Below are 14,557 nucleotides of genomic sequence, written 5' to 3' on the forward strand. Positions count from 1 at the left end.
AATGGAGTCAAGTCAATTCGCGAAAACTCGCCATAAACACGCGGGATATCGCAGCGCAACGGCGCCTATCGGGGAATATGGAGCGATTTTTCTTGAGTCAAGCGCGCGAGATGCTACATAATTGAAAGCGCTTTGGATGCCATTGGGAGGCGGCAGGCCTTTTAGAGCGGCCGACGGGCGGGCCGGGAGGAAGCATAACAGGTGAATCTCAAACAGCTATCGGAATTGCTCGGGCTGTCGCAGACGACGGTGAGCCGGGCGCTCAACGGCTATCCCGAGGTCAATGAAGCGACCCGGGAGCGCGTGCTCCAGGCCGTCAAGGAAACCGGATACCGGCCGAACAAGGCTGCCCAGCGGCTTGCGACCGGCAAGGCAGGCTCGATCGGCCTGGTCATGCCGACGGCGCCCGGCCACCAGTCCGACGTGCATTTCGGCGAATTCCTGGCCGGGCTCGGCGAGGAAGCCGTGCGTCACGATTTCCATTTCGTCATCATGCCGGCCGATCCTGACGACGAGGTGGCAGCACTCCGGCGGCTTGCGATCAGCGGCAATGTCGACGCACTGTTCGTCGCCTATATGCGCGGCCACGATCCGCGGCTTCCCATGCTGAAATCGCTCTCCATGCCCTATGTCGTGCATGGCCGCTCCTTCGGCGCGGAGCCGGATTATCCCTATCTCGACATCGACAATGAAGGCGCCTTCTACGACGCGACCCGGCTGCTGCTGCAGCTCGGCCATACGCGCTTTGCACTGATGAACGGGCCGACGCATCTCGATTTCGCCATCCGCAGAAGGAACGGCGTCATCTCGGCCCTTGGCGAACGCGGTCTGACGCTCGAGGAGGATTGCATGAGCCACGCGCTGATGACCGACGAACAGGGCCTTCTGGCGATGGAACGCTTCCTGCAACTGCCGCAGCGGCCGACGGCGATCCTATGCTCCAGCACGGTCATGGCGCTGGGGGCGATCCGTGCGGTCAACCAGGCGGGATTGCGGCTCGGCGAGGACATTTCGCTGATCGCCCACGACGACGTGCTGCCGCTCTTGAAGCCGGAAAGCTTCTCCGTGCCGCTGACGACCACACGCTCCTCGCTCAGGGCCGCCGGCGCCCGCATCGCCCAGCGGCTGATCGGCACCGTGAAACAGACCGGCCCCTTCCCCGAGCAGGAACTCTGGAAGACCGAACTGATCGTCAGGGCCTCGACCGGCCCGGCCCCGCAGTCCCACGAAGCTTAAGCCCAGCCTCAAAACTGCGGCGGCGTCTGCCCTGCGGCGCGGTGGGCGGCGATGACCGTATTGGCCATCAGCATGGCGATGGTCATCGGCCCGACCCCGCCGGGAACCGGGGTGATGGTGCTGGCAACAGCAGAGACCTCGGCGAAGGCGACGTCGCCGACAAGCCGGGTCTTGCCCTCGCCCCTGTCGGGAGCCGGCACACGATTGATGCCGACGTCGATGACCGTCGCACCCGGCTTGACCCAATCGGCCTTGACCATCTCCGGCCGGCCGACGGCGGCCACCAGGATATCGGCGTTGCGGCAGACCTCGGCGAGGTTCTTCGTTCTCGAATGGGCCATCGTCACCGTCGCATTGGCGTTGAGCAGCAATTGCGCCATCGGCTTGCCGAACAGGTTGGAGCGGCCGATGACGACGGCATTGAGGCCCGAGAGATCCTCGCCATGGGTGCGGCGGACGAAGACCATGGCGCCGGCCGGCGTGCAGGAGACCAGTCCGGTCTTCAGGTCGCCGGTGGCGAGCTTGCCGGCATTGACGACGCTCAGGCCATCGACATCCTTTTCCGGCAGGATCGACTGGATGATCGGCTCGCTGGCGAGCGGCTTCGGCAGGGGCAGCTGCACCAGGATGCCGTGGATCGACGGATCGGCGTTGAGGGTGGCAACGAGCGCTGCCAGCTCCTCCTGCCTGGTCTCGGCCGGCAACGTGTGCTGGACGGACTTGAAGCCGCATTCCTTGGCCATGCGGCCCTTGGAGCCGACATAGGCGTGGCTTGCCGGATCGTCGCCGACGATGATGACGGCCAGGCCGGTGGTGACGCCGCTGCTCTTTTCCAGCGCCGCCGTCGCACTCTTGACCGTCTGAATGACTGATGCAGCTACGTTCTTGCCGTCGATTACTGTCGCCACGCGTCTCTCCGCCCTGTTTCGCGCCAATCTATTGATAGTTGACGAGCGTCAAATGCCCGCTAACGCCCTATCCTGTCGGAAAGCGGCAAGGCAATATCAAACTTGCAAGGAAATGTCGGGTTCAGCGTAGCGGCTGCCGTGCTTCCATCACGTGACGTCGAAGCCGGTTGCGCAGGCCCGAGATCTCGGAGCGCAGAACCTCCATCTCGTCGGCCGCCGCCGGGGTCGGCGCGGGCGCCGGCGGAGAGGCGAGCGAAGGCGGCGCCGGCATTTCCTCGCTTGCGGAAGCCGCGGCGGATCTGCGCCAGAACAGCAGAAGGGCGAGGCCAAGACCGAGCGCAAGGCCTGTCGCGGCCCCGGCCAGCACGCGGCCGATTAGACCATTCGTTCCCGGCACCGCCGCCGCAAGCGGCGGTTTCAGGACGGTCAAATGGCCGTCATCGCCTCCCGATGTCGGCGCCGTCTCCTCCAGGCGCGAACGCGCGGCATTCACCTTTTCGCGCAGCTCGATCAGCCGGGACAGATCGACGCCGGTATCCCGGCTCTGGGCGATCAGCGTGTTGCGGCGATCGTTCAAGCCCTTGCGCGCATCGACCGCAGCCTTGGCGGCGGCATTGGCGAGCTGGGACTGACGGGCAAGCTCCTTGCCCATGTTCTCCTTGAGTCCATCGGTTTCGGCCTGCTGCTGCAGCAGGCGCGGATGGCGCGGGCCAAGCTCGGCCGAAAGCTGCGCCAGCGTCGTCCTGGCGACGGCATATTTGTCGCGCCAATCCTGCAGCGCCGGCGAGAGCATATCGGAGGGGAGCGATCCATCCAGCACGCCCGCAAGTTTTGCCGCCTTCAGCCCGTCGGCGCGCGCCTTGGCTTCGAGGATATCCTGGTCGGCCTGTTTCAGATCGGCATCGAGCCCGTCGATCTGACGGCGAAGATCGATCGCCACCTTGACGTTGCCCTCGCCGCTTTTGGCCGTGAAGGCGGCAAGCTCCGCCTTTGCCTCGTCATAGGCCTTGCGCAGCGCGGTGTCGGTTTCGGCGCTCCGGCCGGGACCGCTGCCGGCGGACACCGCTTCGCCAAGCCGTGCGGCGATGCGCATGGATTTGCCGCTGTCGCCGGTCGTCACCCTGACAAGGATCGTACCGGCGGCGACATCGGGCATGATCTCGACCGCATGTTTCAGCGCCGCCTCGGCGCGCGAGGCCGGATCGGCGGCAGCACCGGTGGCCGAGAGGAGATCGAGCGCAACGCCGAGCGCATTGGCACTGGAGCCGGCAAATTCCGGATCGTGATCGAGTTTCAGCGCAGCGACCGTCGATGCCATCACGCGCGCCGACAACAGGCCTTTCGCCGCAGCCTGGGTGAAGGCGGCGCGGCTTGCCGCATCCGTTCTTACCGAAAGCGTCGTCTCGGCACGGTAGAGGGCGGGCGAGACCGGCATCAGGGCCGGCAGGCCTGCGCCGAGGATCGTGGCGGCGGCGACCGTCATGGCAAGGCCGAAGCGGCCGGCGCGGTGGCTGGGCGTTGCCGGCCGGGATCTGGCGGGTTCCTCACGGATGACGGCCAGCGGTTCGGGCGGGAGCGCAGGCCGTTCGACCGCAGCGTTCGGCTCCTCATGACCGGCCGGCGCCGGCAGAAGAGCGCCGCCGGCATCGTTGGCAGCCCAAAGGCGGTTGCCGAGGATGGTTTCGATGCGGTCGACCAGCGGCGCCGGACGCGCCGCCATTGCGCGCTGCTCTTCGAGCGCGCGGCCGATCGCGCGCAGCAATTCGGCCTCGGGCAGGGCGATATCAGCCCCCTTCGACCGCCGGCGATAGGCGACGTCGGAGGTGCGCGGCCCCGCGGCTGCGCGATCCTGGAAGCTGTTTCTCGCCCTGATATCGTACATTTGCGCCACATCTCATGCACATGATGGCCGAGTTCAATCATCCGCACGCGAAGCAGATGATTAAGCCACCCTAAATATTCATGGCAAAGAAATGGTTAACCGCGACTGGCAAGAATTGCGGTCCGACGTCTCAAAATTTGAACCGGGCGTTGCCCGTTCAGCTCGCCTTCCTGCGCTCGGCAGCCGGCTGCGAGACGCTGCGAGACTCTTCCGGCTGGTTGAGAATTCTTTCGCGGCGGCGGAAGCGGTAGCGCAGGACGTGGAAGAGGAAGACCGGAATGCCGATGACGTAGCGCCGCCAGAGGCGCGCGGGCTCCTGTATCAGCCGATAGGCCCATTCGAGACGCATCATCCGCACCGTCTTCGGCGCCCGCGGAACGGCGCCGGAGACGAAGTCGAAGAGTGCGCCCACCGTCAGCACCAGCCGCGCATGGTCGGCGCGGATGTTGTCGTGGACCCATTTCTCCTGCAGCGGCGTCCCCATGCCGACGATCAGAATGTCGAGCTTCTGGCGCTCGATCTCTTCGGTGACATCCGTGGAATCGACCTTGTCGAAAAAGCCGTCGGAAATGACGACAAATTCATGCCAGGGCGTGTGCCTGCGGAAATTTTCCGCCGCCGCCTCGACGACCGGGCGCGTGCCGCCGATCAGGCCGATGCGGCGCGGAGCCTCCATGAAGGTAAGAAAGGCCGGCACGAAATCGGTGCCGTTCAGATTGGCGGGAAACGGCGAGCCATGGGCGATCTGCGATGCAATGTTGAGGCCGATGCCATCAGGCAGCACCAGATTGTGCGACATGATCCGGTAATACTCGTCGTCGCGCAAAGCCGTCAGCATATTGTGGGCGTTGACGAAGCAAACCACGGTCTGACCGACGGGAATGGAGGCCAGCTCGTTGATAAAAACGAGGGCATCGTCCCAGCCGAGATCGCAGACCGGCAGATCGAAGATCGTCCGCCGCGACGCAAGCACCGCGAAGTTTGCAATCAAATTCATTCCTACCTCCTGCCGAGGGTGCGTCATGCGCCCGACATCCCGGAAAACAAGCCCACATTTTTCCGCACCCGGAGGTCTCGAAAGAACCGGTCGCGTCAGGCATGGACGGCGTCGTCCCGATCGCGGAAAACGGCGCATGCCAAGCTGTGACAGCTGATATAACAGGAGGCTTTCAAACAACCCTTAGGAAAATTCCTTGGATTTTGATGCTCGTATAAGTGGTTTATTAACCACATCAGCCGCAACGACAAACGGCGCCCGAAGGCGCCGCTCGTGCATCGATGATCCGTTGTTTCAATGGGCGGCGGCTGCCGGCGTTTCCCCGGCCGAGGCGCCTTCGATGATCTTGACCGGAGCGCCGAGCTTCTTCGGCTCACCCGATGCGTTTTGCTTGACCTCTTCCTTCGAGAGATAGTCGAGCTGCTCCAGCATCACTTCGGCGACATATTCGCCGCCGAGGCGCTCGTTCATGCCCTTCTTGATCTCCTCGCGGAAGGCTTTCGGATCGAAGGATTTGATGTGCGCGAGATCGACCATCTTGTTGCCGACGAGCAGGCTAAAAAGTTCGTCGGTCGTCATCTCGGTCAGCGGCAAGGTCACGCCCTTCAGCATGTCCTTGTTCATCATGAAGGAAATGCGGCCGAGGAAATAACCGGTGATCGCGCCGTTGCCGATGACCGGCACCGTGATCGTTTCACCCTTCACCAGTTCGAGCGCGTTCTGCTTGGAATCGGATATCGCGGGCGCCGGCGCCGTCGCCAGATACACCGAAAAATAGACCGAGGCCAAGGTGATGGCGCAAACCCAGATGCCGGTGAGGACGAGCTTGATCATCAGTTTCCACGCGCGGCGAATTGTTCCTGGGAATAGGTGCCGTCGGCGTCGGCGTCCTGGACGGCATTCTTCAGGAGGTCGGCGACGGCGCGAACCGCTTCGAGATGCGCCTCGACGCGCCGGGCGTTGAGAACCAGCTTCTTCTTCAGGCCGTGCAGCTGATCGAGATGGGCAGCGGCAAGCTCGGCCGGATCGGTATCGCGGAAGAGCATCGACAGCTCGTAGAGGCAGCGGCTCTTATGCGCGTTGGAGACCTTGAGATCGAACTGCGGATCGTTGCCGATCCGGGTATTCTCATTGTCGATGATCATTTCGAGGCGTCCGAGAACGGATTTGATCCTGTATTCGTTCGAAATTATTTCCATTGTACCCTCGATTATGCGTCGCTTAGAGCATGATGCCGAAAAGTGTGTGCGGTTTTCGGACGACATCATGCTCTAACTATTTAATTTAGAACAGGATTCAGATTTCAGGCCAACGGGCCTAAATCATCCTGTTCTATCGGCCTTGGCGTCCGCCGTCGGCGTGCCAAAGGTCTTGCGCTGGAAGTCGTCGATCATGCTGAGCGCGGTGTTGCGGTCACGATCATCGGTCGAGGCATTGACGATCTTGCCTTCCTGCCGGCGCAGCTGCTCGCTGTACATCTGCTTGGCAATGCCGATGCCGTCGCCCTTGGCCATGGTGTTGCCGAGCTGCTCGGCCATCATGCCCTTCCAGATATCGCCGGTCGCGCCCTTGCCGTAAACGTCTTCACTTTCGCTCGGCAGCATCGACTTGACGAAGTTCTGCAGCACCATGGCCTCGAACTTCCGGTAGCTTTCCGGAACCTCTTCGGTCTTGGTGCGGTTCTGGATGTTGGAGAGGCCGCTCTTCTGGCCGACATGATCGAGAACGTCGACCGTATTGGAGAAGCCCTTGCCGTTCTCGGCGAGGCTCGTTGCGGCAAAGGCCGCACGATTTGCCTTCAACTTTTCCTGGGCTACCTGAACCTCCATGGGGTCGGCAGCTTTGACAACGTCCAGGACCAGATCACTGGGGGGCGAAATAGCCACGTTACAATCCTCTAAATTAAGATCGTAACGATTATGGTTTTTGAAGCTTGCTGGAGGCTGGCGTTGCGAATTGCTGATCGATCACATCGTAGACGGCATTGTCGTCGGCCTCGCGACGCTCGGCGTCCAAGGCCTCCTTCATGCCCTCTTCCAGGCGATCGGCCTTGGCGCGTTCGCGCGTCAGCCGCATCTCGTGGATCTGCTGCATGCCGGTCAGCTGCTGATCCTTGATCGTCAGCCTGCCGAATCGGTCGGCATAATTCTGCGAGAAGGCGTGGTGGACCGGGTCCATCGAACCGAGAGCGACGATGACATCGTCCATCGCCGCATTGACCTCGATGCGCTGACGGCTGGTTTCGGCCAGGTCGTTCTCCGCCATCCTTTCGATATGCCGCTGCACCGACAGCAGACGCTTGAGTTTTTGGGAGCGGCTCTTCTCGATCATATCAGCCTCATCGCCCGATATAGATCGAACTGAAGGCCTGGCCGAGCTGGCTGACCAGCGCCGCGACCGAGACATAGAACAGGAAGAGCCCGCCCATCAGCAGATAGGGCGTGGAAATGAAATAGACCGGGATCTGCGGCGCCAGCTTGTTGATGAAGCCGATCGAGACGTTGAAGATCATGCCGTAGATCAGAAAGGGGCTCGACAGCCGCAGCATGATATAGGTGGTCTGCTCCAGCGTGTCGGTAAAAGAGATCAGCGTCGCGCGCATCTGCGTCAATCCGCCGAAGGGCATGGTCGTGTAGGAATCGACCAGCGCGCGGAAGACGATGTGATGGAAATCCATGATGAACAGAATCATGATGCCGGCAAAGGTGATGAAGCCGGAAAGGCTGGTCTCCGGCGCGTCTTCGATGACGTCGGCGGAGCCCGGCTGGGTATAACCGACCATCATGGCGATGATCGTCGCGGCGAACTGTATGCCGAGCGTATAGATTCTCGCCAGCATTCCGTACATCACGCCGACCAGTGATTCGCTGAAAATCAGGCCGATATAGGTTGCAGATCCCGTGTGGACAGCCGGATAGACCGTGTCCCAGAGCAGCGGCAAGACGGCGATCGACAGCGCGCCGGCAATGAAGACGCGCAGCTGCTCGGGCACGCGCGCCGAGGAAAAACCCGGAAGAGCCAGCACACAGCCGCCGATCCGGCAGAAAACCAGAAACAGCGCGAGAACGGTCCCTTGCGGGTCTGTTATCATGAAATCGAGCCCAAAATCTTTATCTCGATGCCCTTGGCCAGTTCGACATGCGACAGGACCGGCAGCGTGGCGAACAACCGTTCGATGATCATGCGCACATAGGAGCGTGTTTCCGGCGACGTGACAAGGGCGAATGGCAGGCCGCGATCCATAAACTCACGGATAACTTTGCTGGCCTGCTCGCTGAACTCCTCCAGGCTTCTGGGATCGATGTCGAACTCGACCACCTCGCCCTTGGCGTCGCGCTTCAGCGCCTGGTGGAAGGCGAGATCCCACTTGCTGCCCAATCTCAGCACACGCAGCACGCCGTTGTCGGCAAGATCGCCGCACAGCTGCTGGGCCATGCGGATGCGGACATGCTCGACGATCTGCTCGGTCTTCCTGACATGCGGGGCGAGCTCGGCCACCGCCTCGAGAATGAGATGCAGGTTGCGGATCGAAACGCGCTCGGCAAGCAGGAGCTTGAGCACCGCCTGCAGGCCCGAATAGGACATGTGCGACGAGCAGATCTCGTCGGCGAGCTTCTTATATTCCGGATCGAGGCGGTCGATCAGCACCTTGACGTCCTTATAGGACAGAAGCTGCGGCAGGTTGTTGCGAATGACCTCGCTCATATGGGTGAGCACGACGGAGACGTTGTCGATCGGCTGGAAGCCCTCGCGCTTCAGATCGTCGGCGAAATTTTCGAGGATCGAGACAGCCGGCATGCCGAAAGCCGGTTCGCGGATTTCGTCGCCGGGAATGCTCGGGCGCCGGCCGGCGCCGGTGACGACCAGAACTTCGCCGACGCGCAAGAGGTTGGAGGCGACCGTCGTGCCGTGGATGCGGATCTGGTAGGATTTCTCGGCGATGGCGATATCGTCGGTGACCTTGATCTCGGGCACGACGAAACCGTATTGCGTGGCGAACTTCTTGCGCATCTTGCCGACGCGGAAAGCCAGCTCCTGATGGGCGCCGAGCAGGCGCGTCGAGACCATCTTGCCGAGTGCGAGCTCGATCTCGGAGGTGCGCAGCACCGACTTGACCGAATCCTTCTCCAATTCCTTGTTCTGGACGACCTTCTTTTCCTCCTGCTCGCGGCGCAGCTTGTTTTCAACCTCGACCTGACGCGGGATGAACCAGGCGCCGAAGGCGAGAAGACTGCCGAGGATCACGAACGGGACAAACGGCAGGCCCGGCATCAGCGCCAGGACGAACATCAGCACCGCCGAGACGGAGAGCGCGCGGGGATAGCCGCTCAGCTGGTTGACGACCGCCTGGTCGGTGGAGCCGGTGGTGCCGCCGCGCGAGACGAGCAGGCCGGCAGCGAGCGAGACGATGAGGGCCGGCATCTGCGAGACGAGGCCGTCGCCGACGGAGAGCTTGACGAAGACGTCGGCCGCTTCGCCGATCGGCATGCCATGACGGAAATAACCGATGATGATGCCGCCGAAGACGTTGATGGCGGTGATGATGAGGCCGGCGACGGCATCGCCGCGCACGAACTTCGAGGCACCGTCCATCGCACCGAAGAACGAGCTTTCCTCTTCGAGCTCTCTGCGCCGGCGCTGGGCTTCCCTTTCATCGATGATGCCGGCCGAAAGATCGGCGTCGATCGACATCTGCTTGCCCGGGATGGCATCGAGGGTGAAACGCGCGCCGACTTCGGCGATACGCGTCGCGCCCTTGGTGATGACGATGAAGTTGATGGTGATGAGGATCAGGAAGACGATCAGACCGATGACGAAGTCACCGGACATGACAAGACTGGCGAAACCGGCAATGACGCCGCCGGCCGCGTCGTGGCCTTCATTGCCGTGGGACAGGATGACGCGCGTCGTCGCGATGTTCAGCGCCAACCGCGTCATCGTCGCGATCAGCAGAATGGTCGGGAAGGACGAGAAATCGAGCGGCTTTTGGATCCACAGCGCGACCATCAGGATCAGCACCGAGAAGGCGATCGAGAAGGCCAGTCCCATGTCGATCAGGAATGGCGGGATCGGCAGGAAAAGAATGCAGATGATGCCGATAATGCCGAGGGCAAAACCGACATCCCGCAGGCTCGGGGCGACTTTCGGAAGGGGGAGTGCAGGTGGTTGCGCCATGACAGTTCCGTCTCTTCATGAGAGGAGGCGGACCTGAAGTCCGCCCAATTCGGACCGACAGTTAAATGGCGAAGCTTGCGCGAAGGTGGCTGAGAGCGGTTCAGCTTTTCATGGAAGCGTCGAACCGCTCTACCCTTTTGTTTCTACGCAATCCCGGACGCAAAACCGCTGCGCACTTTTGCTGGAATTGCTCAAAAGCCGGATTGAATGCGGGAGAAGACCAGATTGGTGAAAATCGAGATCTGCGAGCCGACAAAGGGCGCGGTGACGCCGACCGTGATGAGCACTGCGACGATCTTCGGCACGAAGGTCAGCGTCGCCTCCTGCACCTGGGTCAATGCCTGGATCAGGGCGATGACGAGACCCACCACCATCGCGGCGATGACGGCGGGACCGGCGGCAATCAGGACGGTCCAGATCGCGGCCTGGAACAGATCCAATGCATCAGCTTCATTCATCTGAAGGCAACCTCATATCGCCTCGAAGCAGCCCCGCCATAGCCGGGCCGCTGTTGATTTGTATCACCCGACGCGTCGGCGCCGCGGTATCAGGTATCGCTGCTGTCGCTGGTCGGCGCCTTGTCAGCAACGGTGATTCCCGCCTGCACGAGTATCTTACCGCCATCCGTGGTCGTCGCAATGATGCCGTCGGAATAAACCTTGACGGATTCGACGGTGCCTTTGACGGTGCCGTCGGCGCTTTCCATATATTTGCCGACGTAGCTGCTCGCCTGGGTGAGGCTCGAGCTTGACAGAAGCGTATCGAGCTTGGTGTTCGTCTGGATCGTCTGCTCAACCTGCGAGAAGCTTGCCAGCTGCGACATCTGCTCGCTGGCATCCATCGGATCGGTCGGATCCTGGTTCTTCATCTGCGCGATGAGCAGCTGAAGGAAATTGTCGTAATTCAACGTCGCTTTTTTCTGGGCCGAATTCGTTGAACTCGTCGTCGACGTGCTCACGCTCGATGTTGCATCTACCGCCATGGTGCGATTTCCCTGCGAATCTGCTCGACCATCGTCGGCGGCAGCTCGTGGTTGTTGAGGATATTGTCTTCGATCGCGTAGAGACCGCGGATCGCTTTCAACGCGTCGAAAGCACGGCCGGTCGAGACGAGCGCATCGATACGCTTCAGTTCGGCGAGGATTTCCTCGTTCTTGAAGCAGGTGAGCAGCATGGTGATCGACTTGCGGAACATCGCCGTCGAGTGGTCCTTGCCCTCGGGGTTGATGAGGATCATCTGCGCGATGAAATAGAGCTGGCGCAGAGGCGTCGTCGCGCCTTCCGGCTGGAGGACGTGATTTTCGAGAAGGAACGTCACATCATTCAGGAATTCCAGCGCGACCTTGCGGTCGACACGCAGGACGGCGCCGTTGATGAAGATTCTTTCTCCGGCTTTCAGAGAAATGCGAAGTGTACTTTTCATTTAAGTCCATCCCTGATGATGGTGGTAACGTCGATGATGCCCTGGTAGTTATTCGACAGACGTTTTCTGATCCTGTCGCATTCCTTCAAAATCCAGATTGCGATCGAGATGAGATTGGCCCTGAGCTGAACATCCAGCTGATTATCAGGATGTTTCAGATCCTCGATGAAGCTGATCCACACCCGACGCGTATAAAACAGGGCTTCAATGGCTTCCCGACCGTATTTTTCCTTGTCGCGCGCCAACGACAGCAGTTCTATGGACCGGTCAAGAACCTGCCATTCCCGCTCTTTCGCGTCAGCCACCGAGTCCTGCATGACTTCGGCATATGAGAACTGATACATTCATGCATCCTTCTTTATAATGCGCGCCTTTGCTCATCAAAGGTAGTTTACGAGACTCAACTGCTGGATCTTCGAAACGATCGTGTAAGCGGTTTCAAGCTGCGTTTCCAAAGTCTTGACGAGTGTCGAGGCCTCGTACGGGTCGACGCCCTGGAGATCGACCAGCTTGTTCTTGATGATGTTCGACTGGGCGTCGAGTGCGTCGTTCGACTTCTTGACACGCTCCTGGGAGAGGCCAAGCTGGCTTGCCTGTGTCACCAGGCCGCTGGTCGCCTTGGCCGTGTAGCTGATTGCCTGCTTGGAGACAGTCGTCATTGCATCCGTGCTGAGGTTCTGGCCGAGCAACGCGGAGGTCATGACCGAGGCGAGCGCAAAATAACGCATGCCTTCGGAATTGGCGTTGGTCGAGGATTCGATCACTTCCGAGTTGCTGATGCGGCTCGTCATGTTCTGGCTCGATGCCTGCGACCATCCGGTCGCTGCGTTGGTCCAATTGGCCTGGCTGAACATCGGCTCGACCGTCGTCGTGATGAAGGTTTGCATTTCGGCGCCGGTGAGATCGCTGACGGCCTTCGGGATACCCGCGGCGTAACTGTTCAGCGCCGTAACAATGGCCGCACTCGTGGCGGTCGTCTTGTCGGTCAGCGGCTGCACGTCGGTATTGATGCCGGAGAACAGATATTCGCCGTTCACCATGGTATTGGCCGTATCCATCATGGTGGACAACGCGCTGGTCGCCGACTGAATGGCGACGGTGATGCTGCCGGGGTCCTTGCTGCCCTGGAGTGCCGTCAGCTTCGAAACGAGGCCATCGCCGACGTCCTTCATCTTGGACAGACCGAGCTGCGAGGATTCCATCCGAGCAGTGACGAGCGAATTGCTTGATTTGATCGACTCTATTCTGTCGGTCTCGCGGGTGAAGTCGACGCTTCTGGCAGCATTGCCGCCGAGCGAGACACCGATATCCGCATAGACTCCCGTCGTTGCTTCCATCGTCGCCTTGGTCATCTGGTTCTGCGCCTGACGGATCGTCAACCGCATCGCATTCTGAATGGCCGAACTTGAAATAAATGAGCTCTTCATGGCTTAACTCGCGATATCCAGCAATGACTTCAACATTTCATCGACGGCGTTCAAAATCTTGGTCGCCGCCTTGTAGGACTGCTCGATATCGAGGAGCAGCGTCAGCTCCTCGTCGAGGTTGACGCCCGTCTCATTGGAATAGGCTTCGTCGGAGCGCGACAGCGCCGCCGCGGTATTTTCCGCCGCCGTCGTGGCGTTGCTGCGATACTGCTCGAGCCAGCCGAGGGAATTCGTGGCGTATTCCATGATGCTGACATTCGAATCGATGCCCGTCGTCGCGTCGAAACCGACCGGCGCTCCGGCTGCCGGATCGAAATCGATGTCGGCGCTCATCGCGGTATAGAGTCGGTCGAGTTCAGCCGTGTAACCGCTGACGCCTGACGTGTTCAGGACGACGCCGGTGGCGTTGACGCCGCCATCGCGCAGGCGCATCGGGTCGCCGCCCTGCGAGGTGATCACGCGGGCGCTGACCGTAATGGTCGAGGCCATGCCGGCAACCGCGGTGGCGCCGGTATCGATCGTGCCTCCGCTCCACGTGAAGAGGCCGGGCACATAGGCCGGGGGCGCAGCGGTATTCTGCTCCTTGAAGAGCGAGACAAGGCCGCGGGCGATTTCGTCGAGCTGCTTCTGGAAGTTGGGGGCGATCTCGTCGCGGATCTGGAGAAGCGACTGGAGGCTCCCCTGCCCCGTCGTGGTCGAGCCCTTGCCGAGCGGCAGCGCAACGCCGTCGATATAGACCGAATTGCCGACGGTGGAGGCGGTATAGACATCCTGGGACTTGAACGTCACCTTGCGCGGGATCGTCTCGAAGAGGATCGTCCCATCGGGCGTGCTCAGCACCATGTCGTTGTTGTCGCGCGTCGTTGCGCTGACGCCGACGATCTGCGAAATCTGCTTCAGGACTTTCTCGCGCTCATCGAGGGCGCCGGATGCGTCCGTGCCGGAGGCCGTGGCAGTCTTGACCGCATTGTTGGCCTTTTCGAACTGGCTGAGCAGCGTGTTCAGCGTATCGACGGCGGTGGCGATTTCTTTGTCGGCGTTGGCGCGAACATCCTGGACGGATTGCGAGGCATTGTTCAGCGAGTTGGCGACGTCCTGGGCGGCGGTAATGGCGCCCTGGGCGGCGACCGTGCTGCCAGGCGTGGTGCGGAAGGACTGAAGCTTCTGCTGAAACACCCCGAGATAGGTGGATGGCGACGTTTCGTAGTCGTTGCCACCCATGATCGATTTGAGGTCCTCGAGACCGCCCAGCAAGGTCTGCTGGGCGCTGTCCTGAGAGGACGTCTTGAGATATTGCCGCAGCAGGGCATCTTCCTGCGCCCGGTTGATCTGCACAACCTGGGCGCCGTTCAGGGACGTGGTAAGCATTGCCTGCCGGCGCACGTAATCTTTGTTGCCGGCATTCGAGATATTGTTCGATACGACACTGCTCTGCGTGCCGGTATTGTTGAATATGCTCTGCGCGGTATTAAGTGCGGACGTGAGCGACATGGCTTACCCGTTACCTTAC

The 14,557-nt window shown here is 61.0% G+C and carries 16 protein-coding genes; 1 reads left to right on the top strand and 15 read right to left on the bottom strand.

Annotated elements, in window-relative coordinates; all coding sequences use genetic code 11:
• Positions 1-201 precede the first annotated feature (201 nt).
• Positions 202-1,236 carry a substrate-binding domain-containing protein gene (locus tag CO655_RS11160; protein WP_097605620.1) on the top strand — a complete coding sequence of 345 codons (1,035 nt, stop codon included), beginning with the start codon at positions 202-204 and terminating at the stop codon, positions 1,234-1,236.
• Positions 1,237-1,244: 8 nt separating this feature from the next.
• Here CO655_RS11160 and folD read toward each other — a convergent pair whose 3' ends face one another.
• From folD to flgK, 15 genes are all read right to left on the bottom strand, one after another.
• Positions 1,245-2,144 (bottom strand): bifunctional methylenetetrahydrofolate dehydrogenase/methenyltetrahydrofolate cyclohydrolase FolD, encoded by a 900-nt coding sequence (gene folD, locus CO655_RS11165; protein WP_097605621.1) that lies wholly within the window; start codon positions 2,142-2,144, stop codon positions 1,245-1,247.
• Positions 2,145-2,265: 121 nt separating this feature from the next.
• Entirely contained in the window at positions 2,266-4,026 is a 1,761-nt protein-coding gene (locus CO655_RS11170; RefSeq protein WP_097664701.1) for a succinoglycan biosynthesis protein exop, read from the bottom strand.
• 157 nt (positions 4,027-4,183) lie between these two features.
• Entirely contained in the window at positions 4,184-5,023 is an 840-nt protein-coding gene (locus CO655_RS11175) for a WecB/TagA/CpsF family glycosyltransferase (protein ID WP_097664702.1), read from the bottom strand.
• Positions 5,024-5,317: 294 nt separating this feature from the next.
• Entirely contained in the window at positions 5,318-5,857 is a 540-nt protein-coding gene (locus CO655_RS11180) for a hypothetical protein (RefSeq protein WP_097664703.1), read from the bottom strand.
• Positions 5,857-6,222 (bottom strand): hypothetical protein, encoded by a 366-nt coding sequence (locus tag CO655_RS11185; RefSeq protein ID WP_003545575.1) that lies wholly within the window; start codon positions 6,220-6,222, stop codon positions 5,857-5,859. Before CO655_RS11185 ends, CO655_RS11180 begins: the two co-directional genes overlap by 1 nt.
• A gap of 123 nt (positions 6,223-6,345) precedes the next feature.
• A complete protein-coding gene (locus CO655_RS11190) occupies positions 6,346-6,909 on the bottom strand; it encodes a rod-binding protein (RefSeq protein WP_097582579.1) in 564 nt (187 codons plus the stop codon).
• 31 nt (positions 6,910-6,940) lie between these two features.
• Positions 6,941-7,354, bottom strand: a complete 414-nt coding sequence (locus CO655_RS11195) for a hypothetical protein (protein ID WP_037114486.1) — start codon at positions 7,352-7,354, stop codon at positions 6,941-6,943.
• 7 nt (positions 7,355-7,361) lie between these two features.
• Positions 7,362-8,114 carry a flagellar biosynthetic protein FliR gene (gene fliR, locus CO655_RS11200; protein ID WP_097605625.1) on the bottom strand — a complete coding sequence of 251 codons (753 nt, stop codon included), beginning with the start codon at positions 8,112-8,114 and terminating at the stop codon, positions 7,362-7,364.
• On the bottom strand, positions 8,111-10,198 hold the full coding sequence (gene flhA / locus CO655_RS11205) for a flagellar biosynthesis protein FlhA (RefSeq protein ID WP_097664704.1): 2,088 nt from the start codon (positions 10,196-10,198) through the stop codon (positions 8,111-8,113). Before flhA ends, fliR begins: the two co-directional genes overlap by 4 nt.
• A gap of 191 nt (positions 10,199-10,389) precedes the next feature.
• On the bottom strand, positions 10,390-10,656 hold the full coding sequence (gene fliQ / locus CO655_RS11210) for a flagellar biosynthesis protein FliQ (protein ID WP_009992823.1): 267 nt from the start codon (positions 10,654-10,656) through the stop codon (positions 10,390-10,392).
• Between the two features lie 89 nt (positions 10,657-10,745).
• Entirely contained in the window at positions 10,746-11,180 is a 435-nt protein-coding gene (gene flgD / locus CO655_RS11215) for a flagellar hook assembly protein FlgD (protein ID WP_097664705.1), read from the bottom strand.
• Positions 11,171-11,620, bottom strand: coding sequence for a flagellar biosynthesis repressor FlbT (gene flbT / locus CO655_RS11220; RefSeq protein WP_012482697.1), 450 nt, complete (start codon positions 11,618-11,620; stop codon positions 11,171-11,173). The genes flgD and flbT overlap by 10 nt, the downstream gene beginning before the upstream one ends.
• Positions 11,617-11,964: a flagellar biosynthesis regulator FlaF gene (gene flaF / locus CO655_RS11225; protein WP_010028573.1), complete on the bottom strand. Its 348-nt coding sequence runs from the start codon at positions 11,962-11,964 to the stop codon at positions 11,617-11,619. The genes flbT and flaF overlap by 4 nt, the downstream gene beginning before the upstream one ends.
• A 36-nt stretch (positions 11,965-12,000) precedes the next feature.
• Positions 12,001-13,047, bottom strand: coding sequence for a flagellar hook-associated family protein (locus CO655_RS11230; RefSeq protein ID WP_097664706.1), 1,047 nt, complete (start codon positions 13,045-13,047; stop codon positions 12,001-12,003).
• A gap of 3 nt (positions 13,048-13,050) precedes the next feature.
• Positions 13,051-14,538 (bottom strand): flagellar hook-associated protein FlgK, encoded by a 1,488-nt coding sequence (flgK, locus tag CO655_RS11235; RefSeq protein WP_097664708.1) that lies wholly within the window; start codon positions 14,536-14,538, stop codon positions 13,051-13,053.
• Between the last annotated feature and the right edge of the window lie 19 nt (positions 14,539-14,557).

Origin of the sequence: Rhizobium sp. M1 (assembly GCF_002531805.1) — a bacterium.
In the GTDB taxonomy this organism is placed as follows: domain Bacteria; phylum Pseudomonadota; class Alphaproteobacteria; order Rhizobiales; family Rhizobiaceae; genus Rhizobium; species Rhizobium etli_C.

What these genes read in the sequence shown, in the direction of transcription:
- CO655_RS11170 (WP_097664701.1), bottom strand. Translation starts at nt 4,026, where the DNA reads ATGTACGATATCAGGGCGAGAAACAGCTTCCAGGATCGCGCAGCCGCG.
- CO655_RS11175 (WP_097664702.1), bottom strand. Translation starts at nt 5,023, where the DNA reads ATGAATTTGATTGCAAACTTCGCGGTGCTTGCGTCGCGGCGGACGATC.
- CO655_RS11180 (WP_097664703.1), bottom strand. Translation starts at nt 5,857, where the DNA reads ATGATCAAGCTCGTCCTCACCGGCATCTGGGTTTGCGCCATCACCTTG.
- CO655_RS11185 (WP_003545575.1), bottom strand. Translation starts at nt 6,222, where the DNA reads ATGGAAATAATTTCGAACGAATACAGGATCAAATCCGTTCTCGGACGC.
- CO655_RS11195 (WP_037114486.1), bottom strand. Translation starts at nt 7,354, where the DNA reads ATGATCGAGAAGAGCCGCTCCCAAAAACTCAAGCGTCTGCTGTCGGTG.
- fliR (WP_097605625.1), bottom strand. Translation starts at nt 8,114, where the DNA reads ATGATAACAGACCCGCAAGGGACCGTTCTCGCGCTGTTTCTGGTTTTC.
- flhA (WP_097664704.1), bottom strand. Translation starts at nt 10,198, where the DNA reads ATGGCGCAACCACCTGCACTCCCCCTTCCGAAAGTCGCCCCGAGCCTG.
- fliQ (WP_009992823.1), bottom strand. Translation starts at nt 10,656, where the DNA reads ATGAATGAAGCTGATGCATTGGATCTGTTCCAGGCCGCGATCTGGACC.
- flgD (WP_097664705.1), bottom strand. Translation starts at nt 11,180, where the DNA reads ATGGCGGTAGATGCAACATCGAGCGTGAGCACGTCGACGACGAGTTCA.
- flbT (WP_012482697.1), bottom strand. Translation starts at nt 11,620, where the DNA reads ATGAAAAGTACACTTCGCATTTCTCTGAAAGCCGGAGAAAGAATCTTC.
- flaF (WP_010028573.1), bottom strand. Translation starts at nt 11,964, where the DNA reads ATGTATCAGTTCTCATATGCCGAAGTCATGCAGGACTCGGTGGCTGAC.
- CO655_RS11230 (WP_097664706.1), bottom strand. Translation starts at nt 13,047, where the DNA reads ATGAAGAGCTCATTTATTTCAAGTTCGGCCATTCAGAATGCGATGCGG.
- flgK (WP_097664708.1), bottom strand. Translation starts at nt 14,538, where the DNA reads ATGTCGCTCACGTCCGCACTTAATACCGCGCAGAGCATATTCAACAAT.